The sequence below is a fragment of the Streptomyces sp. CA-106110 genome, assembly GCF_050936285.1.
In the GTDB taxonomy this organism is placed as follows: Bacteria; Actinomycetota; Actinomycetes; order Streptomycetales; family Streptomycetaceae; genus Streptomyces.
Genome location: NZ_JBNJNB010000001.1, coordinates 7,901,526 through 7,927,564, shown reverse-complemented (window position 1 = coordinate 7,927,564; position 26,039 = coordinate 7,901,526). Strand labels below are relative to the sequence as shown.

Below are 26,039 nucleotides of genomic sequence, written 5' to 3'. Positions count from 1 at the left end.
AGAGTCAGCCCTTCCCCAGAAGCAGTCGGGCCTCGCCGACCGTGATGACGGAGCCGGTGACCACCACGCCACCGCCCGCGAACTCGCCCTCCTCCTCGGCCAGCGTGATCGCGGCCTCCAGGGCGTCCGGCAGCCGCGGCTCGACCTGCACGCGCTCCTCGCCGAAGACCTCGACGGCGATCGCGGCCAGCTCGTCCGCGTCCATCGCGCGGTGGCTGGAGTTCTGGGTGATCACGACCTCGGCGAAGATCGGTTCGAACGCCTCCAGCAGACCCCGGACGTTCTTGTCGCCGCTCGCGCCGACGACGCCGATCAGCCGGCTGAAGTCGAAGGCCTCGCTCACGGCGTCGGCGGTGGCGCGGGCGCCCGCCGGGTTGTGGGCGGCGTCCAGGACGACCGTCGGGGAGCGCCGTACGACCTCCAGACGGCCCGGGGAGGACGCCGAGGCGAAGGCCTTGCGGACCGTGTCGGCGTCCAGCGGCTCGGGCCGCTGGGAGCCCACCCCGAAGAACGCCTCGACCGCGGCGAGCGCCACGGCGGCGTTGTGGGCCTGGTAGGCGCCGTGCAGCGGCAGGTACACCTCGTTGTACTCGCCGCCGAGGCCGCGCAGGGTGAGGAGCTGGCCGCCGACCGCCACCTGCCGGGAGACGACGCCGAACTCCAGGCCCTCGCGCGCCACGGTCGCGTCCACCTCCACGGCCTTCTTCAGCAGCACCTGGGCCGCGTCCACCGGCTGCTGGGCCAGGATGACGGTGGCGCCCTGCTTGATGATCCCGGCCTTCTCCTCGGCGATCTCGCCGGGCGTGCTGCCGAGCCGGTCGGTGTGGTCCAGGTCGATGGGGGTCACCACCGCGACGTCCCCGTCGATCACGTTCGTCGCGTCCCAGCTGCCGCCCATGCCGACCTCGACGACCGCGACGTCGACGGGGGCGTCGGCGAAGGCCGCGTACGCCATGCCGGTGAGCACCTCGAAGAAGGAGAGCCGGTACTCCTGCTGCGAGTCGACCATCTCCACGTACGGCTTGATGTCGTCGTACGTCTCGATGAACCGCTCGGCGGAGACGGGCGCGCCGTCCAGGCTGATCCGCTCGGTGACGGACTGGACGTGCGGGCTCGTGTACCGGCCCGTGCGCAACTCGAAGGCGCCGAGCAGGGCCTCGATCATGCGGGCGGTGGACGTCTTGCCGTTGGTCCCGGTGATGTGGATGGACGGATACGACCGCTGCGGCTCCCCCAGCACGTCCATCAGCGCCGAGATACGGCTGACGGACGGCTCCAGCTTGGTCTCGCCCCAGCGCGTGGCCAGTTCGGCCTCGACCGCCCGCAGCGCCTTGTCGACCTCGGGGTCGGCGGGCCGCGCGGGCACCTCGGCCTGCGGCGGGCCGCCCTGGGTGCGCAGGGTACGGCTGCCGGCCTCGATCACCGCGAGATCGGGGTCCCGGTCGGTCTCGGCCGAGACGATGTCTTCGAAGGGATCGCTCTCATTGGCGTCACGCGGGGGCAGGTCGCTCACAGGGCCAGTCTACGGAGCACGGGTGACAGGCGCGGTCGCGGGCAGCCATGCCGCCGGGGGCGGCTGCCCGAGCGCCGCCGGGAGCCCGGAAAGAGGCCTCGCGCGGGCGGACGCGTGCGTCCCGCCCGTCGAGGCAGGACCTATCCCGCCGAGGGATCGTCCAGGGTGATGTGGAAAGTGACCTGCCGCTCCGTTCCACCGGCCGCGACGGTGTGCACATACCCCCGGGCCGTGCTGTACGCCCCGGAACCACCGGTGAGGGCGATGTCGACCGCGGGGGCGGGGGTCGCCTGGCCCTTCAGGTGGAGGAGCGCCTGCGAGGTGATCTGGCCCTCGGGCAGAGCGAAGGTACCGACGCACTGCAGCTGGACATCGCCCGGCTGGACCCGGATATAGGTGCAGACCACACTGTGGTCGCCGATCTTCCTGCCGCCGCTGTAGAGGTCTTCGGCGATGACGAGCTCGTCGCCCAGGCTGAGCCCCTTCGTACCCAGATCGAGGGACTGGGACTGAGCCTGTCTCGCGGTCAACCGGATGGTCTCCGCGCGGTGGCCGTCGGCGTGCGCGCCGCCGGGGGCGATGCGACGGCGGACGCCGCGGAGAGGACGGCCAGTGCGGCGGCCAGGCCGGCGGCCGTGCCGAGACGTAGGGCGGTTCTGCGCATGGTGCGCCTGTCAAACGGCGTAGGTGTGCCCTCACGCCCCATGGTCCGGTTCGTGCGGCCTTTCGCCCGATGTGCCGTACCGTTCGGGCGAATTCGCCGCCCCGACGCACTCACCGGCCGTGCACGGGGAACGCCCGGCCGGGGTCTCCCGGGCCGGGCGTTCTACGCGGACTGTGCGTGGCGGGCTCACCTCACCGCACGGAACCCCTATGCCTGCGGCAGGCGCTCCAGCTGGGCCTGGATCCGGGCGATGTCCTCGTCCGCCTTGGCGAGCCGTGTGCGGATCTTCTCCACCACCTGGTCGGGGGCCTTGGCGAGGAACGCCTCGTTGCCGAGCTTCGCCGTGGCCTGGGCCTTCTCCTTCTCCGCCGCAGCCAGGTCCTTCGCGAGGCGCTTGCGCTCCGCCGCCACGTCGATCGTGCCGGACAGGTCCAGCGCAACCGTGGCGCCCGCGACCGGCAGGGTCGCGGTGGCGGTGAAGCCCTCGCCCTCCGGCTGCAGGCGCAGCAGCTGGCGGATGGCGGCCTCGTGCGGGGCGAGCGAGGTGCCGTCGAGGGTCAGCCGGGCCGGAACGCGCTGGCCGGGCTGCAGGCCCTGGTCGGCACGGAAGCGGCGGACCTCGGTGATGACCGACTGGAGGGTCTCGATCTCCCGCTCGGCGGCCGCGTCACGGAAGCCGCCCGGGGCGTCGGCCCCAGGAACCGACACAGCCTTCGGCCACTCGGCGATGACGACCGACTCGCCACCCGTGAGGGTGGTCCACAGCGTCTCCGTCACGAACGGCACGATCGGGTGCAGCAGCTTCAGGGTGACGTCGAGGACCTCGCCCAGGACGCGCTTGCTGACCTCCGCGGCCTCGCCGCCCGCCTGGAACGTCGTCTTGGACAGCTCGACGTACCAGTCGAAGACCTCGTCCCACGCGAAGTGGAAGAGGGCGTCGGACAGCTTGGCGAACTGGAAGTCCTCGTACAGGGCGTCGACTTCGGCGACGACCGAGTTCAGACGGGACAGGATCCAGCGGTCGGTCGCCGACATCCGCTCGGACGCGGGCAGCGGGCCCTCGACCGTCGCACCGTTCATCAGGGCGAACCGCGTGGCGTTCCAGATCTTGTTGGCGAAGTTGCGCGAGCCCTGGACCCAGTCCTCGCCGATCGGGACGTCGACACCCGGGTTGGCGCCGCGGGCCAGGGTGAACCGGAGCGCGTCCGACCCGTACTTGTCCATCCAGTCCAGCGGGTTGACCGCGTTGCCGAAGGACTTCGACATCTTCTTGCCGAACTGGTCGCGGACCATGCCGTGCAGGGCGATGGTGTGGAACGGCGGGGTGCCGTCCATCGCGTACAGGCCGAACATCATCATCCGGGCGACCCAGAAGAAGAGGATGTCGTAGCCGGTGACCAGGACGGAGTTCGGGTAGAACTTCGCGAGGCTCTCCGTCTGCTCGGGCCAGCCCAGCGTGGAGAACGGCCACAGGCCGGAGGAGAACCAGGTGTCGAGGACGTCGGTGTCCTGACGCCAGCCCTCGCCGCTCGGGGCCTGCTCGTCCGGGCCGACGCAGACGACCTCGCCGTTCGGTCCGTACCAGACCGGGATGCGGTGGCCCCACCACAACTGCCGTGAGATGCACCAGTCGTGCAGGTTGTCCACCCAGTCGAAGTACCGCTTCTCCATCTCCTGCGGGTGAATCTTGACCTTGCCCTCGCGGACCGCGTCACCGGCGGCCTTGGCGAGCGGGCCGACCTTGACCCACCACTGCATGGACAGCCGCGGCTCGATGGTGGTCTTGCAGCGCGAGCAGTGGCCCACCGAGTGGACGTACGGCCGCTTCTCGGCGACGATCCGGCCCTCGGCGCGCAGAGCGGCGACGATGGCGGAGCGGGCCTCGAAGCGGTCCAGGCCCTGGAAGGGACCGTGCACGGTGATGACCGCGTGCTCGTCCATCACCGTGATGGCCGGCAGGTCGTGGCGCTGGCCGATCTCGAAGTCGTTCGGGTCGTGGGCCGGGGTCACCTTGACGGCGCCGGTACCGAACGCGGGGTCGACGTGCTCGTCCGCGACGACCGGGATGGAACGGTCGGTCAGCGGCAGCTTGATGAGCTTGCCGACCAGGTGCTTGTAGCGCTCGTCGTCCGGGTGGACGGCGACCGCGGTGTCACCGAGCATGGTCTCGGCACGGGTCGTGGCGACGACGATCGCGTCGTCCCCCTCGCCGTACTTCATGGAGACGAGTTCGCCGTCGTCGTCCTGGTACTCCACCTCGATGTCGGAGATCGCGGTGAGGCAGCGCGGACACCAGTTGATGATCCGCTCGGCGCGGTAGATGAGCTCGTCGTCGTAGAGCCGCTTGAAGATGGTCTGGACGGCCTGGGACAGGCCCTCGTCCATCGTGAACCGCTCGCGCGACCAGGCGACACCGTCACCCAGTCGGCGCATCTGCCCGGAGATCTGCCCGCCGGACTCGGCCTTCCACTGCCAGACGCGCTCGACGAACGCGTCACGGCCGAGGTCGTGGCGGGACTTGCCCTCCTTGCCCAGCTCACGCTCCACGACGTTCTGCGTGGCGATGCCGGCGTGGTCCATGCCCGGCTGCCAGAGCGTCTCGAAGCCCTGCATGCGCTTGCGGCGGGTCAGGGCGTCGATGAGGGTGTGCTCGAAGGCGTGCCCGAGGTGCAGGCTGCCGGTGACGTTCGGCGGGGGGATGACGATGGTGTACGGAGGCTTCTCGCTCTTCTCGTCGGCCTCGAAGTAACCCCGCTCTACCCAGCGCTCGTACAGCGGCCCCTCTACGTCGGCCGGCGCGTACTGGGTCGGCAGTTCGGTGTCGGGCGCTGATGGCTGCTGCTGAGCGTTCTCGGTCACGGGGTCAGTTTAGGGGTGTCACCGGCCCGTCCCGAAACGCGATTCTTTCGTAACGGTGAGCATGGCCCGGCCGTGGCACTTCTTCGCTTGCGCCAGGATGTGAGGGATCCATAAGCGTCTCTGGGGGGAACCCAGAAGATGAGCCACAACCAGCCGGGCCCGTACTCCGGACCGCCCCAGCAGTCCGGGCCGTACGGTCAGCCGGGCCCCTACGGCGGTCCACCACAGGCACCCCAGCCCGGTTACGGCTACCCCCAGCAGACTCCGCAGGCACCCCAGCCCGGTTACGGCTACCCCCAGCAGGCACCCCAGGGCATCCCGCCCCAGCACAACCCGTACGGCCAGCAGCCCACCCCGCCGCCCGGCCAGCCGCCTTACGGCCAGGCGCCCTACGGACAGCAGTCCTACGGACAGCAGCCGTACGGCGTTCCGCAGCCGCCGGCACCGGCGGGCGGCAAGAAGAAGACGGGCCTCATCGTCACCGGAGCGGTGGCGGTCGTGGCCGCGATCGCGGTGGTTGCGTACTTCGCGATCGGCGGGGGCGGCGGCTCCGCCCTCGCCGACGACGGCCCGCACAAGCTGACGACGCCGAGCAAGATCCTGGGCGACTACACCCGGGTCACCGGGGACGGTTCCGCCGCCAACGACTCGTCGACGGTGAAGAACCTCGAGGCCAGCGGCGTCCAGAACGGCACGGCCGTCTTCGGCATCTACTCCGCGGCCGACTTCAGCAAGTACAACCCCAAGGACCCGTCCACCGCGCCCGGCACGGCCGATCTCGCAGCGGCCAAGTCCATCACGTTCGTCGGCGGCTACGGCAAGATCGCCGACCCCGAGGCCGCCCTGGACAAGTTCTTCGCCTTGATCAAGAAGCAGACCGAGGAAAGCTCCGCCGGCGGCAGCACCGGCCAGAAGGCCGAGCTGCTCGGTTCGCCGGAGTCGGCGGACCTGGACGGCGGGGTGATGAAGTGCCAGGCGGCCAAGGGCACGAACGCGGTGACCAAGAAGGAGAAGACCGACTGGTTCTGCGTGTGGGCGGACTACAGCACGCTCGCCATGGTCTCCCCCGGCGACAACACGACCGACGTCACCAAGGACACGGCGATCGACGTCACCACCAAGGTCCACGACCAGGTCCGCGTCAAGGGCTAACGCTGCGCTGAATCCCAGCGAAACGGGGCGCCCCGCTGTGGTGCGGGACGCCCCGTAGTTGGTCTGCGGCTCTGTCTCAGCAGGGTCGAAACACAGAGGTGCCCGGTGCTGCATGCACCGGGCACCTCGCGTGACATACCGAACGACGGCTACGCCGTCTTCTGCTCCCCCGCTCCCCGGCCGCGCGCGTCACGCGGGATCAGGGTCGGGTTCACGTTCGAGAGAACCACATCGGCCGTGATGACCACGCGGGCCACGTCCTTGCGGGACGGGACCTCGTACATCACCGCCTGGAGGACCTCCTCCATGATGGCGCGCAGACCGCGGGCGCCCGTCTGGCGCAGGATCGCCTGGTCCGCGATGGCCTCCAGGGCCTCGCGCTCGAAGTCCAGTTCCACGCCGTCGAGTTCGAAGAGGCGCTGGTACTGCTTCACGAGGGCGTTCCGCGGCTCCACCAGGATCTGCAGCAGCGCCTTGCGGTCGAGGTTGTGGACCGAGGTGATGACCGGGAGGCGGCCGATGAACTCCGGGATCATGCCGAACTTCACCAGGTCCTCGGGCATCACGTCCTCGAACTGGTCCTTCGACTCCAGCTCCCGCTTCGAGCGGATCGTCGCGCCGAAGCCGATGCCCTTCGCGCCCGCCCGGGATTCGATGATCTTCTCCAGGCCCGCGAACGCGCCGCCCACGATGAACAGCACGTTCGTCGTGTCGATCTGGATGAACTCCTGGTGGGGGTGCTTGCGGCCGCCCTGCGGAGGCACGGAGGCCGTCGTGCCCTCCAGGATCTTCAGCAGCGCCTGCTGCACGCCCTCACCCGAGACGTCCCGGGTGATCGACGGGTTCTCGCTCTTGCGGGCCACCTTGTCGATCTCGTCGATGTAGATGATGCCCGTCTCGGCCTTCTTGACGTCGTAGTCGGCCGCCTGGATGAGCTTGAGCAGGATGTTCTCGACGTCCTCGCCGACATACCCCGCCTCCGTCAGCGCCGTCGCGTCGGCGATGGCGAACGGGACGTTCAGCATGCGGGCGAGAGTCTGGGCCAGGAGTGTCTTGCCGGAGCCCGTCGGGCCCAGCAGCAGGATGTTGGACTTCGCCAACTCGATGGCGTCGTCGCGGCCTTGAGCGCCGCCGTTCTCACCCGCCTGCACCCGCTTGTAGTGGTTGTACACCGCGACGGACAGGGCCTTCTTCGCGGCCTCCTGGCCGACGACGTACCCCTCGAGGAACTCGTAGATCTCGCGGGGCTTGGGGAGTTCCTCCCAGCGCACCTCGCTCGTCTCCGCGAGTTCTTCCTCGATGATCTCGTTGCAGAGATCGATGCACTCGTCGCAGATGTACACACCGGGGCCTGCGATGAGCTTCTTGACCTGCTTCTGGCTCTTGCCACAGAACGAGCACTTGAGCAGATCGCCGCCGTCACCGATGCGTGCCACGGTGTGCTTCCCCTTCGCCTGGGAGACGCCTTACGTCCAGCGGCTCCTGGTGCTGCCTTATGTCCGACGGTACCTTGCCGGGCCCCCCGTTCGGGCCCCCCTTGGCACGGTTCACTTTGACGTGTACCGAGTCACACCGTGCCAAGGGGCGGCAGACGATACAGATCCGATGACGAATCCGGTGGATTCGCGTCAGCGGACAGATGCGTTGTTCATCTTGCGGGTCGAGATGATCTGGTCGATCAGGCCGTACGCGAGCGCGTCCTCGGCCGTCAGGATCTTGTCGCGCTCGATGTCCTCGCGGATCTTCTCGATCGGCGTGTTCGAGTGCTTGGCCAGCATCTCCTCCAGCTGCGAGCGCATCCGGAGGATCTCGTTGGCGGCGATCTCCAGGTCGGAGACCTGACCGCGGCCCGTCTCACTGTACGGCTGGTGGATCAGCACCCGGGCGTTCGGGAGCGCCATGCGCTTGCCCGGGGTGCCGGCGGCCAGCAGCACGGCGGCGGCGGAGGCGGCCTGGCCCATGCAGACCGTCTGGATGTCCGGCTTCACGAACTGCATCGTGTCGTAGATGGCCGTGAGCGCGGTGAAGGATCCGCCCGGGCTGTTGATATAGACCGAGATGTCGCGGTCGGGGTCCATCGACTCCAGGCACAGCAGCTGCGCCATGACGTCGTTGGCGGAGGCGTCGTCGATCTGGACGCCGAGGAAGATCACGCGCTCCTCGAAGAGCTTCGCGTACGGGTCGTACTCGCGGATGCCCTGCGAGGTGCGCTCCACGAAGCGCGGGATGACGTAGCGGGACTCGGCCACGGGGGCGGTGTACTCGGCACGCGCACGGTCATAGAGGCCGCTGCCGGGGAAGTCGTTCACGGTGTCTCCTGAAAAGGGCTGAGGCGGTGGCTGGGGGCTGAAGAGGCGCTGGGGCCCAGGGGCCCGGTGAGCCCGTAGGGGGTCTGACCGGGCGGTACGGGCCCGGTGGGAGCCCCGTCGGGGTCTACCCGGCCGTACGGGCCCGGTGAGGCCTTACGAGCCCGCCCCGGTGCCTCCGCCGCCCGGCATGCCGGCAGCGGTGGTGATGACCTCGTCGATCAAGCCGTAGCCCTTCGCCTCCTCGGCGTCGAACCAGCGGTCGCGGTCCGAGTCACGGGTGATCTGCTCGACCGACTGGCCGGTGTGGAAAGAGGTGAGCTCGGCCATGCGCTTCTTGGTGTGCAGCAGCCGCTCGGCGTGGATCTTGATGTCGGACGCCGAACCGGCGAGGCCGGCCGAGGGCTGGTGGATCAGGATCTCGGCGTTGGGCAGGGCGAAGCGCTTGCCCCGGGTGCCCGCGCTGAGCAGGAACTGTCCCATCGACGCCGCCATGCCCATGGCGATGGTCACCACGTCGTTCTTGATGTACTGCATGGTGTCGTAGATGGCCATACCGGCCGTGATGGAGCCGCCGGGGCTGTTGATGTAGAGGTAAATGTCCTTGTCCGGGTCGGCGGCAAGGAGCAGCAGCTGTGCAGTGATCCGGTTGGCGATGTCGTCATCCACCGGCTGACCGAGGAAGATGATCCGCTCGTTGAGCAGCCGGCTGTAGACCTGGTCGCCGAGGCCGCCACCGATGGAAGGCTCGCCGGCGGCGGAGGGCATCAGATTCGTCACGTATCCACCTGCTCGTCTTACGACGGCGCGGAGCCGTCTCACGTGTTCTGCCGGGGCGTGGGACCCCGTGCGCCCCTCGCACGGGCGGCTTCGGGGACTCCCCTGCCCTCGTATTCATGGACCCTAACGCGCAGGCAGGCGGGTGCCATCCCGCTTCTGCGGGTGTTCGCTGTCAGCGCATGGGCGTTGGCCTTGCGGGACCCGGCGTCCGGGGCGCCGTGACGGGCTGTCGCCCCGGGCTCCGTGACCATTGTCGCCATGGGACGTGCGGCGGGCGCGCTGTGCGGGTCGTTCGGGGGCGCCCGTACGGGTCCCGGCCTCTTGCGGGGCTCCCGTCGTGGGCTTGGCCCCTTCGTCCCCCGGGGGCGGGGCAGAGCCCACCGGCGCCGGTCTCCCGGGGTCGCGTGTGCGGTCCTCCGCGCCCCCTGGAGCGGCGCCCGCCCCTGACTCCTGCCGGGCGCCCCGGCCCTCCCCTGACGGCCGAAGAACGCCGCCTCCCGGTTACGCCGTCCGCGTACGAGGACAGGCCCCAGGACGCATGGCGTCCCGGGGCCCGTGGTACGGCAGGTGTCCGTGAGGGCTACGCCTCCGGCTTCGCCTCGCCGGCCTCCGCGGCCTCGGCGGCGGCCTCCGTGGCCTCCGACTCGTCCTCGTCCTCGTCGTCCAGGTCGACGGGCTCACCGTTGGTGTCCTTGACCGTGGCGGCCTCGACCACCACCGCCAGGGCCTTGCCGCGGGCGACCTCACCGACGAGCATCGGGACCTGGCCGCCCTCGACGACCGCCTGGGCGAACTGGTCGGGGGACATGCCGGAGGAGGCCGCACGCCGCATGAGGTGCTCGGTGAGCTCCTCCTGGCTGACGCTCAGCTTCTCCTTGTTGACCAGCTCGTCCAGGACGAACTGGGTCTTGATGCCCTTGATCGCGGCCTCGCGCGTCTCGGCCTCGTACTCCTCGGCGCTCTTGCCCTGGATCTCCAGGTACTTGTCGAGGGTCAGACCCATCTGGCCGAGCTGGTGGTGCTCGAGGTTGTGCTTACGGGTGTTGATCTCGTCCTCGAGAAGCTTCTCGGGGATCGGGACCTCGACCAGCTCGAGCAGCTTGTCCAGGACACGCTCCTGGGCCTGCGTGGCCTGGTCGTACTGCTTCATGTTCTCGAGGCGCTTGCGGCTGTCCGCCTTGAGCTCCTCCAGCGTGTCGAACTCGGAGGCGAGCTGAGCGAACTCGTCGTCCAGCTCGGGGAGTTCGCGGGAGGCGACCTGGGTGACCTTGACCGTCACCTCGGCCTCCCTGCCGGCGGCGGAGCCGCCCTTCAGCTCGGAGGTGAAGGTGGCCTTCTCGCCGGCCGACAGGCCCTTGACGGCGTCGTCGACGCCGTCGAGCAGCTCGCCGGAGCCGATGGTGTAGGAGACGCCGCTGGCGACGCCGTCCTCGAGGACCTCGCCGTCGACCTTGGCCTCGAGGTCGATCGTGACGACGTCACCGTCCTCGGCGGCGCGCTCGACCGGGCTCGTCGACGCGAAGCGGTCGCGCAGCTGCTCGACGGACTTCTCGATGTCCTCGTCCGTCACCTCGACGGCGTCGACCTCGACGTCGATGCCGGAGTAGTCCGGGATCTCGATGGCGGGGCGGACGTCGACCTCGGCGGTGAAGGACAGCACCTCGTTGTCCTTCAGCTCCTTGATGTCGACCTCGGGCTGGCCCAACGGGTTCAGCTCGGCCTCGTTGACCGCCTCGGTGTAGAACTTCGGAAGCGCATCGTTGACGGCCTCCTCGAGCACGGCGCCACGACCGAACCGCTGGTCGATGACCCGGGCCGGGATCTTGCCCTTGCGGAAGCCCTTCACCGTGACCTGCTGGTTGATCTTCTTGTACGCCGCGTCGAGGCTGTCCTTGAGCTCCTCGAAGGGCACCTCGACAGTGAGCCGAACCCGGGTCGGGTTCAGGGTCTCCACGGCGCTCTTCACGGTTCGGTCTCCTTGTGGCTGACTTCTTGGGGTTCTGCCGAGCTGCTCCGCCCGGGACGGGCGGGCCTTCGGCGGATTCGCGGGCCCCTGCCTGAGAGACTGGGCAGTGCAGACACACGGGCGCGCAGCTTGCATAGTAACCGCAGGCACTGGGCACCCCAAAAGGCGATCAGTCGAGTCGTCGCCGAGTGACGCCGATCGGTGGTCGGGGTGGCGGGATTTGAACCCACGGCCTTCCGCTCCCAAAGCGGACGCGCTACCAAGCTGCGCCACACCCCGTGCTGGTGCGACACGTAGGGTACATGCCCGGACCGGTCACGTCGGCCGGATTGCAGATGGGTGAACGCACAGACCAACGCGTTGGCCTCCGGGGCGGGCGACCCGCTACGATGCCTTCTGTGCCGCGGTCACTGACCTGCGGCGCGTCCTGTTGCGGGCGTAGCTCAATGGTAGAGCCCTAGTCTTCCAAACTAGCTACGCGGGTTCGATTCCCGTCGCCCGCTCTTGTGGCTCAGGGCCAGGTCGGAGGATCTTTCCTCGTCCTGGCCCTGATGCATTTCCGATCTTCGCCCGGCCCTACGTGCCCGTTGCGTGCCCGTGGGATAGGCGGCCCTCTCGTCCCATCGCGAGATGACGGCGCGGGCATCGCCTCGGAGGCCGGGATGATCCGGGCCTCCGAACGCCTGCTACGGTCGCCCCGTGGGGAGCCTGTGGGGGCGTGTGCTCGGCTGCGCGATACTGCTGACGACTGTGGGCTGTGCGGTACAGGCCGGCGCACCGGATTCGGTCGATGGACCGACCGCACCGCGGGTCGCACACTCGTCGGCGCCGGTCGCATCGTCCTCGCCCTCCGGACGACCCACCTCGCCGCGGCCCGCGTCCGCGACGCCCTCGGCCGCCGTCACCCCGCAGGTCGCCGCCGACCACACCTGTGCCGCCCGCGACCCGAGACTGCTGGTGATTACTGGTCGCGCACCTGTTGCCAACCGAGTGACAGGGGGCGGGCAGATGCCCGATCACGACGTCGTGGCCGAGCTCTGACCAGCAGTCCCGCAAGACGCCTGTCTTCCAGTCGCTGTCGGTCGGCAGGGCGATCAGGGCAATCGGGGCGGGCGCGTCGTCGTTGTCGGGGACGGGCGTGCCCGGGACCGCTGGTGCTTCGGTGCCCGGCCGGCGCGCGTCGTCGGAGCCTGGTGCATCGTCGACGGGAACCAGCCCGAACACGGTAAAGCTGATGGCCCAGTAGGCCACCAGCAGCACCACGCCGTGCCAACGCCTGAGGTGCCCGGTGAGAAGGGCGTAGGCGGCGAACCCGTTGATCGCCACGAGGGCCGGCAGGTGCCACCTGAAGACCTCCGGGGTGATCACGAGCGCGCCGCCGGCCAGGGCGATGATGCCCACCTTCGCGGTCACCGAGAACACGACGCTGCCGATGACGTTGCCGACACCGATCGGCCGGCCGGCCGCCGACCCGGCTGTGCCGGACATGGGCGCGGGCTCTGCCGACCGCCTGCTCCCGCCCGCGGCGGATGGGGCATGGGCAGGTGCCGCCTCGTCTGCTTCGGGCAGGTGGGCGCACGCCCCTGGGGCGCAACCTCGTTCGACAGCTGTCTGTGACCCGTCGGTGACTGGCCCGTCCGTTCGGGTCGGCTTTTGTCGCGTATACGCCACACGCGGAGCACAGGCGCGGCTACGGGGCGCAGCGGCGTTCGCATGCGTCACCGGTGCGGCGACGGCACAGCTCGCCTCCCGGCGACCATTCACTCCACCGGGAGCGCCGGGTCCGGTCGCCGGCGGGTGGGGTCACGAGAGCGGCCGCATCCGCGAACAACCCCATCCGCGTTCGCGTTCGCTCAGAAGTTGATCGAGTTGATGGTGTCGGCTATCGAGTTCAGGAACCGGTTTATGGACGGCGCCATACCGGTCGAGGCCAGGAAGAAGCCGAAGAGGATGGCCACGATCGCTGGGCCCGCCTTGATCGAGCCTCCTCGGATCAACACCACCAGGATGATCGCCAACAGCAGCACCACTGACAGCGAAATGGCCACAACTGATCACACCCTCGGTCGGTCCGCTCTCCCGGCCCGGGGGCACCCTTCCAGCGCACCCCCGCTGGAACCATCGTGCCACCAACCGGCCCACCCTATGCGGCCCGTGAGGCATCGTCGGCCACGTCAGCCGCGCGCAGCGCGTGCGCAGCGCCGGAACGTGACGATGAACACCGCCCGCCCGAAGGGCATTTAAGAGGATCCCTGCGGGCGAATCCACAGTGATCGTTTCTATGGCCACACATCACGCACGCAGATAATCCGAATACGCTTGGCCATCCCTTCGGACCGGACATTCCGCCAGAGTCGCCCACCGGCACTATGCCCACTTTAGTCCGGATGAATACGGGCACAACACCCCTACCTGGTAGGTAAATCCGCATGTTCGGCAATGTGCGACGGAACACGCTCACGCGACGTCGACTTTCCCGACTCGGGGGTATGCGCAGGCGAAACCGGTATTCGCATCGAGGGTTTTACGGAAGCCCATGACAACGCTAGGGTGCCTCAGATGTTCCACGCTGCCTCATCCTCCGCAAGAGCAACAGGGCCGTCCCCGGCACCGCCGTCGCCACCCCCCTCGGCGCAGTCACCGACCGAGGGAGTACCGGCTCCACGCGGTTCCCGGACCGCCGCCAAGCCGCCCGCCAAGCAGCGTGACGCCTTCTTCGACAACGCCAAGTACCTCGCGATCGTGCTCGTGGCGATGGGGCACTCCTGGGAGCCCCTCAAGGGCGGCCATCGCACCCTGGAAGCGGCGTACATGTTCGTCTACGCCTTCCACATGCCGGCGTTCATCCTCATCTCGGGCTACTTCTCGCGCAATTTCGACCTGCGCCCCGACCGGCTGAAGCGGCTGCTGACGGGGGTGGTCGTGCCGTATGTCGTGTTCGAGACGGCGTACGTGCTCTTCAAGCGTGCGATAGGCGGCGACCCTGATCTGGCGATCAGCCTGCTCGACCCCTGGTACCTGACGTGGTTCCTGATCGCGTTGTTCATCTGGCGGCTGACGACCCCCATCTGGAAGCTGGTCCGCTACCCGGTGCCGCTCGCGATCGCGATCGCGATGCTCGCCTCCGTCTCCCCCGACATCGGCGACGACCTGGACCTTCAGCGGGTGCTGCAGTTCCTGCCGTTCTTCGTCATCGGCCTGTCGATGAAACCGGAGCACTTCCAGCTGTTCCGGCGCCGCGCGGTGCGCGTCCTGTCGGTCCCGGTGCTCGCCGGCGGGCTCGCCGTGGCCTGGTGGGCCGTGCCGCGGATGAACCCCGCCTGGTTCTACCACCGCGACAGCGCACACGAGTTGGGGGTGCCGTGGTGGTGCGGTCCGATCATGGTGCTCGCCCTGCTGGGCTGCTCCCTGCTGCTCACGGCCTGCTTCTTCTCGTGGGTGCCGCGTCGGCAGATGTGGTTCACGACACTGGGCGCGGGCACGCTGTACGGCTACCTGCTGCACGGGTTCTTCGTGAAGGGCGCGGACTACCGGGGCTGGTACGACCACGGTTGGCTGCACCGGCCGCTCGGTGAACTGTTCGTGACCCTGCTCGCCGGGGCTGTGGTGACCGTGCTGTGCACCCCTCCGGTGCGGCGCGTGTTCCGGTACGTGATGGAGCCCAAGATGGAATGGGCGTTCAAGCGGGACGCGTCCGCCCTCGCACACGAGCGGGCCGGGGCCTAGGCGATGCGCCGGGCAGTGTCACCGCCTGGGTGACACTGCCGGCTCGATGAGATACCGCTTGGTCACCCGGCCGCCGTACCACCCGTCGATCAGGCCCGCGATGCACGCCAGCAGCCCGTCCCTGGCGGCTTCGGGAAGAGCCCGGTGACCGGAATAGGTCCGCAGCAGCTCCAGATGGTCCGACGTGCCATACGTGAGGTCCTGCTCGTAGCGGCGGAAGTCCGTGGGGCCGAACGCCACCTCCTCGGCATGGTCGGAGCCGTCGATGCCGGCCGCCGCGGGGCCGCAGCCCGGGCGGAGAGTGCGGACCCCAGCGCTCGTAGCAGCGCTGGACCTCGACGAAGAACTCCTCGGTGCCGCCCATCACATGCCGGCTGCGCACCACGGCGAGCGCTCCGCCCGGACGCAGCGCGTCGGCGACCTTGGCCGTCCGCACCGCCGGATCGATCCAGTGGAACGCCGTCGCCGAGACGACCGCGTCGAAGGGCTCCTCCGGCAGCGGCCAGCTCTCGAAGTCCGCCGTCACCACCTCCACCGCCGCGGCCCCGGCCAGGTTGCGGCGGGCCACGGCCGCCATGTGCGCACCCGCCTCGACAGCCGTGATCCGGCAGCCGCGTCCGGCCAAAGGCACCGTCGCCTGGCCGGTCCCGCAGCCCACCTCCAGTACGCGGCTGCCGGGGCAGGCACCCGCGAGTTCCACGAGGTCGTCGTACAGCTCCGGCGGATATCCGGGCCTGGCCCGGTCGTACAGCTCCGCGTCCTCGTCGAAGATCCGGCCGAGGCGCACCCGCCGGGATTCCTCGGGCCGTTCGTCGCGCATCGCGTGCGCGGTCTCGTCGGGCATGCGGAGCAGGCTAGGCGAAGTCCGCCCGCAAGGGGCGCACGGTGAGTGCCCGCGAGGCCCCGCGGGGGACGGCGAGTCGTGTGCGGCCGGTCCCGGCCCCAGGGGCGCCCTGGGGTCCTCTCCTTACGAAGTGCCCTTGAGGTGTCGCATCAGCCTCTCGAAGTCCTGCCATCCGGAGAGGTCCGCCGGATCCCCCGGCAGCGGGTAGTACAGCGCCGGGCGCGTTCTGGGGCCGAGCGGGATCGGGGCCTCCTGCAGAGGAGTGCGGCGGGCCCTGTCACCCGGCATCGCGCGGACCTCCTCGGCGCCCAGGACGAAGGCGAACGGTACGCCCGGGCCCTCGAAGCGCGGCGGTACGGACAGGTCGCGGCGGGCCTTGCGGATCTGGACCAGCATCGACTGGAGGTCGTGCCGGGTCGCCAGCGCCTCGGCTGCCGCGCGGACCGCGTCCGTCGGCACCTCCTCGCCTGGCCCGTAACCGAACGCCAGGGTGACGTCCTCCTCGACCCCGCCCTTCGTACGGCTGATGCGGACCGTCGCGAGCCCGGGGCGCTCCGGGGTGCCGACCACGACGAGCCAGGTCGGAGCAGGTGACCGCTCGTGCGCCGCGTCCGTCAACTGCCGTAGCGACCACGGGAGGTTGGCGGGCTCCTCGGTGCCGCACCCGGCCGGTGGCTCGCCCGTGATCTCGCGCCACACGGTTTCCAGCGCTCCGCCCAGAACGAGCCGGTCGTCCGCCGGATGGACGGCCCGGAAGGAGATCGCGAGCTGCCGCTCCCCCATGGCCGCGTTCTCCGCGAGGTCCTGCTTGAAGGAGTCAGCGACCGGGGTGCGCGGGTCCTGCGGGGTGGCGTCCGGCGACTCCACCGTCACGAACAGGCCGTTCTTCCACTCCAGGACGGCCCCGGACAGCCCGTCGTAGTAGCCGTCCTCCTCGTCCTGCACGACCCAGCGCGAGGGCCAGCCCGGCAGGCTGTTGCGGACGGCGGGCGACAGGCGGGTGCCCGCGGGCGTCACGATCTGCAGGCCGAGTTCGGCTGCCGCCGCCGCGCGCAGGGCGTCCGAGAGCCAGGCCGTCATCGCGACGACCGGGCGGTCCTGGATGACGACGGCGACCTTGTCGGTGAGCACATCCACGGCGGGCTGGGCGGCGGCGGGCGTCGGCACCGCGCTCACTCCGTCGGTCTTCACCACGGCCAGGGAAGTCGCGGCCTGCGGCGGCCAGGCGGTGCCCCCGACGAGCGAGGCCAGACGGGCCGCGAAAGTGCCCGCCAGTTGCTCGGCCTCCGCGACGCCGGTGGTGGCCCGGGCCTCCGTCCACCAGTACGGCACCTCCGGCTCGCGTGCGCCGAGCAGCCGCTCCGCCTCACCCCTGACCTGGACCAGCAGCGGCGCCTCCACGGAGACGAGCGGGCGCCCCTGCTCGTCGCAGAGCTGCACCACCGCGCCCTCGCCCTCCGTGCCCACCAGCTTGTCCGGGCCGCCGGAGAGCAGACCCGCGATCACGCTCAGCGGGTCGGGCATCTTCTGGGTGAGGGCGATGACGTCCTTGGTCATGAGGTCGGCAGGTCCTTCGACGTGGTCGGTTCGGGTGTCGTACGGCTCCGGTCCCCCGGACGCACAGCGGAGACCGCCCGGTTCACCGGTCCCCCGCGTACACGGTCTGGATCAGCCGGTTCGGCTCACCCCGGCGCACCAGTACCCCGCGCCCCGACGGCTGCTGGGTGGCGTACACACCGGGGAAGAGCTGGCCCTCGCTGCGGTCGCCCGCCATCACCAGCGCCGAGGCGCCGGACTCGCGCAGGCCCTGGAGCAGCGGCTCGTACAGGCCACGGGCGGCGCCCGCGACCCGGCGGGTGACGACGAAGTGCAGGCCGATGTCGACGGCGGAGGGGATATACGGCAGGAAGGGGGCGAGGGGTTGCTGGCCCGCCGTGGTCAGCACGTCGTAGTCGTCGACCAGGATCACGATCCGCGGGCCCGTGCCCCAGCTGCCCGGCTCCAGGTCCTCGCTGTCCGCGCTCTCGTCGGGCAGCCGCTTCTCCAGCTCGCCGGCGATACCGGCCGACAGGGCTCCGGCCAGCTTGGAGTTGTAGGCGTAGCCGCCGCGGTACTCCTCGGGGATCGCGCCGCGCAGTCCGCGCCGCGGGTCCATGACGCCGAAGACCAGTTCGTCCTCGCTGTAGCGCTCGATGAGCCCGTTCGCGACGACCTTCAGCAGATTGGTCTTGCCGCACTCGCTGTCGCCCATGATCAGCAGATGCTGGTCGTGCGCGAAGAGGTCGAGCAGGACGGGCGCCAGCCGGTTCTGGTCCAGGCCGATCGGCACCCGGCGCGGCTCGGCCGACGGGCCGGGCAGCAGCCGGGGTTCCAGGACGTGCGGCAGCACGCGCACGGGCTGGGCGACGTCACCGGTCCAGGTGGCGCGGACCGTACGGGCGGTGCGTTCCAGGACGGCGCCGAGGTCCGCGGTGTCGGCGAGGCCGTCCGTGCGCGGCAGCGCGACCTGGGCGAAGAGCTTGCCGTCGGTGAGGACGCGGCCCTTCTCCTCCGGTGCGAGGGTCTCGGCGAGCTTGCGGTCCACGCTGGACTCGCTCGGGTCGTTCAGGCGCAGTTCGACGCGGGTGCCGAACTGGGACTGGGTGGCGATGCGCACGTCGTTCCAGCGGAGCATGCCTGCGACGACGTGGATGCCGTAGCCGCCGCCTCGTTTGAGGATGTCGACGACCGGGTCGTCCAGTTCCTCGAAGTCGTCACGCAGGGCGCCGAAGCCGTCGATGAGCAACACGACCTCGGTGGAGGCCAGCTCCGGCAGACGGCCCGCCGCGCGCAGGGTGCGCAGCTGTTCCAGCGAATCGATGTTGTGGATCCGGAACAGCTCCTCGCGCTGGTCGAGCATGCCGCGCACGGAGTCGATGGTGCGTGCGGCGCGCTCGCGGTCGGCGCGGCCCGCGACGCCGCCGACGTGCGGCAGCCCGGCGAGAGCCTGGAGACCGCCGCCGACCAGGTCGAGGCCGTAGATGCCGACTTCCTGCGGAGTGTGGGTGAGCGCCAGGGAGAGGCCGAGGGTGCGCATCAGCGTCGTCTTGCCGGACTGCGGCCCGCCGATGACCGCCACATGGCCGCCCGCGACCGTCAGGTCCAGATACCACTGGCCCTGCCACTGCTTCGTCGGATCGTCCAGGATGCCCATCGGCACCCGGAGCGGACCCCTCCCGCCGGCGGCCCGGCCACCCCCGGCCGACGAGCGCTCCGCGCGCCCCCGTTGATCGGCGAGCTGCATACCGCGCGGCCCGACCTCGACGGGTCCGGCGACCTTGTCGAGGGCGATGGCGTCGGGCAGCGGGGGCAGCCAGATCTGGCGCACGGGCCGGGACCCGGCCCCGCGCTCGATCTGCTGAACCATGACGCCCATCTCGGTGGGACCGGTCTCGCGGCGCCGCATCTGCGGCTCCTCGGCGCCCGAACCCTCCGCCTGGCCCAGGGTGTTGTACGCCGCGTACTCCAGGGCGAGCGGTCCGGTGTCCTCCTCCTCGCGCTGGACGGGACCCCGGTAACCGCCGGAGACATAGCTCGCCTTGAACCGCTCGTAGTGGCTGGTGTCGACCTTGAGGTAGCCGAAGCCGGGCAGCGGCGGCAGATGGAAGGCGTCCGTGGTGTCCAGGACCGTACGGGATTCGTCGGCGGAGAAGGTACGCAGACCGAGCCGGTAGGACAGATACGTGTCCAGGCCCTTGAGTTTGCCGCCCTCGATGCGCTGGCTGGACAGCAGCAGATGCACGCCGATGGAGCGGCCGATCCGACCGATCGACAGAAACAGGTCGATGAAGTCCGGCCTGGCGGTGAGGAGTTCGCCGAACTCGTCGATGACGACGAACAGATGCGGCAGGGGCTCGAGGTCGGGGCGCTTCTCGGCGCGCAGGGCGGCGTAGTGACCGATGTCGGCGACGTTTCCGGCGTCCTTGAGGACCTGCTGGCGGCGTTTGACCTCGCCCGCCAGCGACGCGTGCACGCGCTCCACCAGGCCCGCCTGGTTCTCCAGGTTGGTGATCACTCCGGCCACGTGCGGGAGGTCCGCGAAGGGGGCGAAGGTGGCACCGCCCTTGTAGTCGACCAGGACCAGCGCGAGGTCCTCCGGCGGATGGGTGGCGACCAGCGCGAGGACCAGGGTGCGCAGCAGCTCGGACTTGCCGGAACCGGTGGCGCCGACGCACAGACCGTGCGGGCCCATGCCCAGTTCCGAGGACTCCTTCAGGTCGAGCAGGACCGGCTCGCGGCTGTCGCTGATGCCGATCGGCACGCGCAGGAAGGCGCGTTCGCCGCGCGGCGCCCACAGCCGGTCGAGGTCAAGGCGGGCCACGTCGTCGATGCCGAGCAGCTCCGCGAAGTCGACCGGGCCGGTCAGCGGCGCGTCGACCATGGACTCGGCGGACAGCCTGAGCGGGGCGAGCATCCGGGCCAGGCCCTCGGCGAACGGGATGCCGACCTCGTCGACCGTGCCGTGCGCGCTGATCGGCTCGGCCTCGCGCAGGTCCTCGATGACGATCCGGTCGCCCTCCACAGTGATCCGGACCCCGACCTGGCCGGGCTCCTGGATCCGCTGGTCGAGCAGGTGCAGCACGGTGACGCCCATGTCGCGCAGACCGACCGCGTCATCGGGGCGCGGCAGGTCGACGGCGTCCTCGCCATGGCCGTCGGTGACCACGAGCAGCCGGGAGGTCATGGCGAGGGCGTCCTTGCCGGACAGACCGCGGCGCACCTCGGCCGCGTAGGAGGCACGGCGGCGCAGCTCGGGGCCGATCTGGCGGGACAGCTGGGGCAGTGAGGGGGCGATGCGGCGGGCGGCGACCGGGCCGTCGAACTGCTCGGAGTCGAGCAGATGCGGCAGCCACTTGGCCCACTCCCACTCCGCCAGCCGGTCCCCGGGGACGGCGAGCGCCATGGCGACGTCGTCCGGAGCGTGCGTCGCGGCGGCCTGGACGATCAGGGCGCGGGCCACCCGCAGGGTGTCCTCGCGGGGGCCGATGACACTGATGTTCCCGACCCGGTCCAGCGGGACGGTGAGCGGGAGTTCCGTGCCGGTGCCGAAGCGGGCCGTCAGCGCGGACGCCTCGTTCAGCATGAACTGGTCCGGTGGAGTGAGCACGGACGAGCTCTGCTGGCCGACCCTCAGATCCCGTACGGGCATCTCACCGGTGCCGACGCGCACGCGCAGGAAGTCGGCGTCCAGGCGCCGCCGCTCCCACAGGCGGGCCGGATCGCGGACTATGTCGTACAGCGCGTCCGGCGGCGGGTTGAGCACCTGCGCCGTCTCGCGCCGCTCCCGTTCCTCCTTGGACAGCTCCTCGCGCGTGTCCTCCAAGTACGCGAGATATGCCTCGCGTTGGGTGCGGCGGGTTCGCTGGGCCTTGCCGCGCTGGGAGAACACCAGCGCCATGGAGCCGGCGATGGTGACCACCAGGATGATCGCGCCGAGCCCCGCGAACTGGCTGTTGCGCACGACGGTCATCATCACCACGGACGACATCACGCCGGCCACGGGCAGCAGCGAGGTCGCGATCGAACCGGCCTTGCCCTCGGGCAGGTTGGGCGGCGCCTCGATGGTGCGCGGCTCGGGGGCCGCCGGGGGCCGGGTGGTGCGGGCCGGCCGGTGGATCAGTCGGGTGCTCATGTGCCGTGTCCTCCCCCTTGCTTCAGCGGCGCTTCTGGGAGAGCTGGAAGACCTCCGCGGCCAGGCGTGTGGCGGCCAGCCGGGTGGCGTGTGCGAGGAGTTCGGTGCGGATCGCGCCGCCCGCCGCCAGGTGCCGGTCGTAGGGCAGTACGTGGACCCGGGCGCCGGTCGCGCGCAGCGTCTCCGCGGCCTTGGTGGCGTCGAGTCCGGTGTGCGGGACCATCTCGGTCAGCGTGACGACGGTCCCCTCGATGACATGACGCGGCAGGCCGCGCATCCACTCCAGGACGGCGAAGGTGCTGGCGACGCCCTCCAGCGTGGCCGGCGCGGTCAGCACCCGCGCCTGGGAGGCGGACAGGGCGACACGGGCGACCTCGGCGGGCAGGGTCTCGCAGTCCACGACGGTGACGCCGAAGTAGCGCCGCAGGGACACCATGACCCGCTCGTACGCCTTGGTGTCGAGCATGGCGCCGATCTGGCCCTGGCTGCCGGGCAGCAGCCAGGCGTTGTCGGGGAGTTGGACGAGGTAGCCGGTGACGTCGAGCAGCGACATCTGTGGCTCCACGATGCCCGCGACATCGCCGGTGGTCCAGCGCAGTGTCTCGGCGCCGAGCCTGAGCGGCAGCGTGCCGAGGGCCGGGTCGGCCTCGATGATGAGGGTCGGGTCGTGCCGGTAGTGCGCGTATGTGGTGCCGAGCAGGGCGGCGACGGTCGTCTTGCCGGCTCCGCCGCGGATCGAGGTGACGGCGATCTGCCGCCCGGTGGTCACGGCCTGCTGGAGCACCTCGGCGGTGGCGGTGGCTCCGGCGACCTCACGGGCGGCGGAGGAGGAGACGGTACGGCGCACGGCGCGCAGGGCACGGGCGGAGAGCGGCTCGCCATGGCGGGGCTTGAGGCCGGCACCGGCGAGCTGCTTGTCGACGACGGGGCGTGAGTCGGGGGTGCGGGGCTGCGGCCGAGGGCCGGCGGGCCGCTGAGCGGGCACCGGACGGTGCTGAGGCTGTGCGGCGGCGCCCTGCTGTCCGGCGTACGCCTGCTGGGGCACGGGCTGCTGGGGGTGCTCGTACGCCTGCCCCTGCGCGGGTGCGCCCTGCGGGTGCGGCTGTGCGGCACCGGGGACGGGCGTGCCCTGCGGGTGCGCCTCGGGGCCCTGCTGCCCGGAGCCGCCCCTGAGGTTGCGCAGCACGTCGCTCTGCCAGTTCTCCCCGTTCGGCATGTCGCCCTTCTCTCCTGTCCGCCCCGCCCGGAGCGGCCGCACCATCTGTCAGAACTTGTTGAGCAGCTGCCCGTAGATGCCGAACACGCCGACGGCGAGCGGGAACAGCCCGATCACACCGATCGACTCGATCAGATCGCCGACGCGCCGCAGCCGTACCTGCACATGCTCCGGCGGCTGCACGGCGAGGACCAGCAGCGGCAGCACCGCGGCCGCGCACAGCACGGCGAGCGGTCCGGCGCCCGCGGCGTGGTCCATCCAGAGCACCACCAGGCGTACGACGAGCAGGGCGGCGGCGGCGAACAGCGCGACCACCTCGGCGACCAGCGGAAACGCCCGGGCCCTGGACAGCAGCACGACGGCGACCAGCGATGTGAGGGCCACGGTCCACACGGTCGGCTCCGGCGCGGTGGTCAGCAGCCAGCCGCCGGCGGCGGCCGAGACGGCGGTGGCGATCGTCGCGAGGGCGAGCCCGCGGTGCGTGGCCGCCAGCGCGTTGCCGACCTCGTGCCGGCTGACCGATACGCCTCCCGACCTGCGGTCGTCGAGCCCGGTCAGACCGGAGGCCATCAGCGCGAAACGGGGCAGCAGCCCGAGCAGCACGACGGAGAGCACGGCCATCACGGCGCCGAGCCGGGCCGGTTCGTCCTGCACGGCGGCGGCCGTCTCCCAGACGACGGCGATGACCGCCGCCGCGCCCGCCCCGATGAGCCCGCCGCGGCCGAGCGGCGAGAAGAAGGCGAGCAGCACGAGGGTGAGCACCAGCGCGGCCACGACACCGGCGAGCCGGGCCGTCCCGGGCCAGTCGTAGGCGTCGGCGGCGGTCCAGGCGGTGAGCGGCCCGAGTCCGCCGGAGGCGAGGAGCAGCGCGGTGGCCAGTCCCTGGTTGCCGTTTCCGACCTTGGCCACCAGGGCTCCGGCGAGGAGCAGGACGAGGGTGGCGGCCACCAGTCCCGTGGTGAGGGGGCGGAGGTCGAACTCGTGCCGGGCGAGGACGGCCGCGGTCACCGCGAAGACGAAGGTGGCCACGCCGGCGGTGACCCGGCGGGCGGCCGGGCGCCAGCGCCAGGCGCGCAGGTCGAGGTCGTCGGCGACCTGGTCCGTGACATCGTGCACGACCGGCGCGGGCGGGGCGGCGTGCGCCCGCACGAGCTGGAGCACCGCGCCGTCGGCGATCTCGGCCGAGGACAGCGTGGCGTCGTGCGGCAGCACCGAGCCGTCCGAGGTGACGAGTTGCCGTGTCATAGGGCGTGCGGCGGCCCGGTCGTCGAGCAACTGCAGGATGTCGGGTAGCAGTTGGCCGATCGGGGTGTCCGACGGCAGGACGATGTCGGCTCGCCGTCGCTCACCGACCAGGGTGACCCGGCTCAGCTGGGCCCGGGAAGTCGTTGCTGTGCTCACCACTTGGGGGAACCTATCATCGCGATGTCGTCCGAAACGGTGTGTCCGTACGGGGGTTCCGTGGAGGCGCGCGACCTCCCTGGCAGGGTCATGCCCACCCGGCGGACCGGGTTCACCTCTTCGTGCCTTGCTTCGTGCCGTCGGCGGTGGGCGTCTGGCCGCCGCTTCCGCCGGACGGGGCGTACAACTGCTCCTGCTGCTGCTCCTGCTTGTTCTGCTCGGCCTTCTGCTTGGCCAGGGTGGCGTGGAGGAAGGACCAGCCGACGCAACCGGCGCACAGTACGGCGGCGATCGCGATGCCCGCGAACATCTTGCCGAACCGCTCGTCCACCGTGCGCCGGCCGCGCTGGGCGCCGAACAGCAGCGCGTCACGCATCCGCCGGCGGCGTACCGCCACCGACTCCAGCAACTGGCTGTCGTAGTCCCGTGTCATCAGCAGTCCCGTGCCGTTCCGTACCGTCCTGTGTCGGCCGCGGTCGCCGTCGGCCCGTCAGTCATCTGCACCGAGACCGAGGTACTCGCGCATGGCCGCGTACTTGCGGGTGAGCCGCTCGGCGGTGGGGGCGTCGAGGGCCGCGAGCCGGTGCGGGTCGGCGTTGTGCGCGAGGTCGGCCGCCTTGACGAGCCGGGCGCCCGGGGTGGCGAGGATGCGCCTGGCGTACGCCTGCGGCTCCTCTCCCGGGGGCTTGGTGACGGCTCGCACGACGTCCTTCGTCACCTGTGACAACGGGGCCGCCTCCAGCCACTCCTCGGTGAGGACGCCGTCCTCCACGGAGTCGTGCAACCAGGCGGCGGCCACGAGTTCGTCGCCACCGCCCCGGGCCCGTACGCCGTCGGCGACGGCCTGAAGATGCTCCGCGTAAGGCCGCCCGGCCTTGTCCTTCTGCGCGGCGTGCGCGGCACGTGCGACGGCCTCGACCTCGGCCAGGCTCATATGTGCCTCTGATGACCGCGGTTCGTGCGGCATGAGCGGCATGACAAGCTCCCCCTAACTTTGCCCCTGCAACATAAGGCATGGACGAGCGGGGAGTACAGCCCAGTTGCGGTCGGGGGATGCCGGGGGGCGGTGGAGGCTCGGTGCCGCCCGAAGGTTCGACGCCCTGGGCAGTCGGCAATGCGTGACGCATGGTCAGCCCCTGCTCACCAGGTCCCTGAGCGCTCCAAGAGTCCCCACCTCGGAGAGTGAACCGGGTACGACGTGGCTCCTCTCGCTGTCACCCGCACCTTCCATCAGCTCGGCAAGTAGAGCGGTGGGCGCAAGGTCGCGAGCCTTGGCGTCCCGTAGCTTCCAGAGCCACGGAGCACCGGCATTGAGGTCCGCAGGACGAAGCCCCGGCGGCGTCAGCCAGCCGGCCGCCTCATCCGCATCGTTGGCCCACACATATCCGATGACCGAGCCGGCCGCATTGGCGATGCTCACGTACTGAACCGGGCCGTCGGTGGCACGGTTGTACCGCGGCGGTCCGCTGACCTCGTTGAACGGTAGATCTTCTGCGAAGCGCGGGTTGATCCGCTGTTCCCTACTCACCTTTGGCAAGGGCTTCGACTGCGGCGGCGTTCGGAGCGTCAGTCAAAGAACCGGGCACAGGCCGTCCCTTGCCACCTGGTTCCGGGACGGCCAGCAACTCGGCGAGAGCCTGGGACGGTCGAATACCCCGTTCCTTGGCATTGCGCAACCGACGAATCCAGAAGCCGCTCTCGTTGACCCCCCGAGGTCCGGCGGCCTGCTGCGGTTCGTACGCAGCGGCATCGTCCTCGTCACCGGCCCACACATATCCAAGGACCGCGCCGCCCTGCTTGTCGATCACCGTGAAGTACTGCACCGGCTTGTCGGTCCAGTCCCTGTAGCGCGGCGGACCGCCCGGCCTTTCCACGAACCTCATGTCGTCGTCGAAACGCGGGTTAATCGGTCGTTCACTGCTCATGATGTCCACATTCCTT

The 26,039-nt window shown here is 70.4% G+C and carries 19 protein-coding genes, 2 tRNA genes and 1 pseudogene; 3 read left to right on the top strand and 19 right to left on the bottom strand.

The features are described 5' to 3' along the window. Window positions 1-4: 4 nt before the first annotated feature. The 3 genes from folC to ACQEXA_RS36445 form a co-directional block, all read right to left on the bottom strand. Window positions 5-1,513, bottom strand: coding sequence for a bifunctional tetrahydrofolate synthase/dihydrofolate synthase (folC, locus tag ACQEXA_RS36455; RefSeq protein WP_432927702.1), 1,509 nt, complete (start codon window positions 1,511-1,513; stop codon window positions 5-7). A 140-nt stretch (window positions 1,514-1,653) separates the two neighbouring features. Then, window positions 1,654-2,043, bottom strand: a complete 390-nt coding sequence (locus tag ACQEXA_RS36450; RefSeq protein WP_433132182.1) for an allene oxide cyclase barrel-like domain-containing protein — start codon at window positions 2,041-2,043, stop codon at window positions 1,654-1,656. Between the two features lie 341 nt (window positions 2,044-2,384). Beyond that, the gene (locus ACQEXA_RS36445) at window positions 2,385-5,036 is read right to left on the bottom strand and encodes a valine--tRNA ligase (RefSeq protein WP_432927707.1); all 2,652 of its coding nucleotides are present in this window, start codon (window positions 5,034-5,036) and stop codon (window positions 2,385-2,387) included. A 138-nt stretch (window positions 5,037-5,174) separates the two neighbouring features. On the opposite strand from ACQEXA_RS36445, the gene ACQEXA_RS36440 reads away from it, so the two are divergent. Continuing rightward, window positions 5,175-6,188, top strand: coding sequence for a hypothetical protein (locus ACQEXA_RS36440; RefSeq protein ID WP_433132180.1), 1,014 nt, complete (start codon window positions 5,175-5,177; stop codon window positions 6,186-6,188). 149 nt (window positions 6,189-6,337) lie between these two features. Here ACQEXA_RS36440 and clpX read toward each other — a convergent pair whose 3' ends face one another. The 5 genes from clpX to ACQEXA_RS36415 all read right to left on the bottom strand — a co-directional run bounded on the left by clpX (window position 6,338) and on the right by ACQEXA_RS36415 (window position 11,519). Further along, entirely contained in the window at window positions 6,338-7,624 is a 1,287-nt protein-coding gene (gene clpX / locus ACQEXA_RS36435) for an ATP-dependent Clp protease ATP-binding subunit ClpX (RefSeq protein WP_359390802.1), read from the bottom strand. A gap of 192 nt (window positions 7,625-7,816) precedes the next feature. Continuing rightward, window positions 7,817-8,497: an ATP-dependent Clp protease proteolytic subunit gene (locus tag ACQEXA_RS36430; RefSeq protein WP_359390799.1), complete on the bottom strand. Its 681-nt coding sequence runs from the start codon at window positions 8,495-8,497 to the stop codon at window positions 7,817-7,819. Between the two features lie 153 nt (window positions 8,498-8,650). Further along, window positions 8,651-9,262 carry an ATP-dependent Clp protease proteolytic subunit gene (locus ACQEXA_RS36425; protein WP_359391153.1) on the bottom strand — a complete coding sequence of 204 codons (612 nt, stop codon included), beginning with the start codon at window positions 9,260-9,262 and terminating at the stop codon, window positions 8,651-8,653. 592 nt (window positions 9,263-9,854) lie between these two features. Then, window positions 9,855-11,240, bottom strand: a complete 1,386-nt coding sequence (gene tig / locus ACQEXA_RS36420) for a trigger factor (RefSeq protein ID WP_432927710.1) — start codon at window positions 11,238-11,240, stop codon at window positions 9,855-9,857. A 202-nt stretch (window positions 11,241-11,442) separates the two neighbouring features. Beyond that, window positions 11,443-11,519, bottom strand: a tRNA-Pro gene (locus tag ACQEXA_RS36415). Between the two features lie 153 nt (window positions 11,520-11,672). Here ACQEXA_RS36415 and ACQEXA_RS36410 point away from each other — a divergent pair. Further along, window positions 11,673-11,743, top strand: a tRNA-Gly gene (locus tag ACQEXA_RS36410). Between the two features lie 73 nt (window positions 11,744-11,816). Here the strand turns inward: ACQEXA_RS36410 and ACQEXA_RS36405 are convergent. Both ACQEXA_RS36405 and ACQEXA_RS36400 read right to left on the bottom strand, forming a co-directional pair. Beyond that, window positions 11,817-12,728 (bottom strand): hypothetical protein, encoded by a 912-nt coding sequence (locus ACQEXA_RS36405; RefSeq protein WP_433132178.1) that lies wholly within the window; start codon window positions 12,726-12,728, stop codon window positions 11,817-11,819. A gap of 365 nt (window positions 12,729-13,093) precedes the next feature. Beyond that, the gene (locus ACQEXA_RS36400) at window positions 13,094-13,288 is read right to left on the bottom strand and encodes a hypothetical protein (protein WP_059131620.1); all 195 of its coding nucleotides are present in this window, start codon (window positions 13,286-13,288) and stop codon (window positions 13,094-13,096) included. Between the two features lie 511 nt (window positions 13,289-13,799). Here ACQEXA_RS36400 and ACQEXA_RS36395 point away from each other — a divergent pair. Further along, window positions 13,800-14,966, top strand: a complete 1,167-nt coding sequence (locus ACQEXA_RS36395) for an acyltransferase family protein (protein WP_432927714.1) — start codon at window positions 13,800-13,802, stop codon at window positions 14,964-14,966. A gap of 18 nt (window positions 14,967-14,984) precedes the next feature. On the opposite strand, the pseudogene ACQEXA_RS36390 reads toward ACQEXA_RS36395, so the two are convergent. The 9 genes and pseudogenes from ACQEXA_RS36390 to ACQEXA_RS36350 form a co-directional block, all read right to left on the bottom strand. Beyond that, a pseudogene (locus ACQEXA_RS36390) lies at window positions 14,985-15,810 on the bottom strand (class I SAM-dependent methyltransferase). A gap of 123 nt (window positions 15,811-15,933) precedes the next feature. Beyond that, window positions 15,934-17,367: a DUF6177 family protein gene (locus ACQEXA_RS36385; protein ID WP_433132176.1), complete on the bottom strand. Its 1,434-nt coding sequence runs from the start codon at window positions 17,365-17,367 to the stop codon at window positions 15,934-15,936. Between the two features lie 82 nt (window positions 17,368-17,449). Next, a complete protein-coding gene (eccCa, locus tag ACQEXA_RS36380) occupies window positions 17,450-21,481 on the bottom strand; it encodes a type VII secretion protein EccCa (RefSeq protein ID WP_432927718.1) in 4,032 nt (1,343 codons plus the stop codon). Window positions 21,482-21,503: 22 nt separating this feature from the next. Next, window positions 21,504-22,697, bottom strand: coding sequence for a MinD/ParA family protein (locus ACQEXA_RS36375; RefSeq protein ID WP_433132174.1), 1,194 nt, complete (start codon window positions 22,695-22,697; stop codon window positions 21,504-21,506). 48 nt (window positions 22,698-22,745) lie between these two features. After that, a complete protein-coding gene (eccD, locus tag ACQEXA_RS36370; RefSeq protein ID WP_432927722.1) occupies window positions 22,746-24,101 on the bottom strand; it encodes a type VII secretion integral membrane protein EccD in 1,356 nt (451 codons plus the stop codon). A gap of 109 nt (window positions 24,102-24,210) precedes the next feature. Continuing rightward, window positions 24,211-24,531, bottom strand: coding sequence for a hypothetical protein (locus ACQEXA_RS36365; RefSeq protein WP_433132172.1), 321 nt, complete (start codon window positions 24,529-24,531; stop codon window positions 24,211-24,213). A 57-nt stretch (window positions 24,532-24,588) separates the two neighbouring features. Next, window positions 24,589-25,065, bottom strand: a complete 477-nt coding sequence (locus tag ACQEXA_RS36360) for an HD domain-containing protein (protein WP_432939148.1) — start codon at window positions 25,063-25,065, stop codon at window positions 24,589-24,591. A gap of 162 nt (window positions 25,066-25,227) precedes the next feature. After that, window positions 25,228-25,626, bottom strand: coding sequence for a hypothetical protein (locus tag ACQEXA_RS36355; protein ID WP_432927726.1), 399 nt, complete (start codon window positions 25,624-25,626; stop codon window positions 25,228-25,230). Next, window positions 25,619-26,023, bottom strand: a complete 405-nt coding sequence (locus ACQEXA_RS36350; protein ID WP_432927728.1) for a hypothetical protein — start codon at window positions 26,021-26,023, stop codon at window positions 25,619-25,621. The genes ACQEXA_RS36355 and ACQEXA_RS36350 overlap by 8 nt, the downstream gene beginning before the upstream one ends. Window positions 26,024-26,039 lie beyond the last annotated feature (16 nt).

Bases quoted from the DNA above. Each gene is read 5' to 3' on its own strand.
- ACQEXA_RS36440 (WP_433132180.1), top strand. From the start codon at position 5,175: ATGAGCCACAACCAGCCGGGCCCGTACTCCGGACCGCCCCAGCAGTCC.
- ACQEXA_RS36425 (WP_359391153.1), bottom strand. From the start codon at position 9,262: ATGCCCTCCGCCGCCGGCGAGCCTTCCATCGGTGGCGGCCTCGGCGAC.
- ACQEXA_RS36405 (WP_433132178.1), bottom strand. From the start codon at position 12,728: ATGTCCGGCACAGCCGGGTCGGCGGCCGGCCGGCCGATCGGTGTCGGC.
- ACQEXA_RS36395 (WP_432927714.1), top strand. From the start codon at position 13,800: ATGTTCCACGCTGCCTCATCCTCCGCAAGAGCAACAGGGCCGTCCCCG.
- ACQEXA_RS36385 (WP_433132176.1), bottom strand. From the start codon at position 17,367: ATGACCAAGGACGTCATCGCCCTCACCCAGAAGATGCCCGACCCGCTG.
- eccCa (WP_432927718.1), bottom strand. From the start codon at position 21,481: ATGAGCACCCGACTGATCCACCGGCCGGCCCGCACCACCCGGCCCCCG.
- ACQEXA_RS36375 (WP_433132174.1), bottom strand. From the start codon at position 22,697: ATGCCGAACGGGGAGAACTGGCAGAGCGACGTGCTGCGCAACCTCAGG.
- ACQEXA_RS36365 (WP_433132172.1), bottom strand. From the start codon at position 24,531: ATGACACGGGACTACGACAGCCAGTTGCTGGAGTCGGTGGCGGTACGC.
- ACQEXA_RS36360 (WP_432939148.1), bottom strand. From the start codon at position 25,065: ATGCCGCACGAACCGCGGTCATCAGAGGCACATATGAGCCTGGCCGAG.
- ACQEXA_RS36350 (WP_432927728.1), bottom strand. From the start codon at position 26,023: ATGAGCAGTGAACGACCGATTAACCCGCGTTTCGACGACGACATGAGG.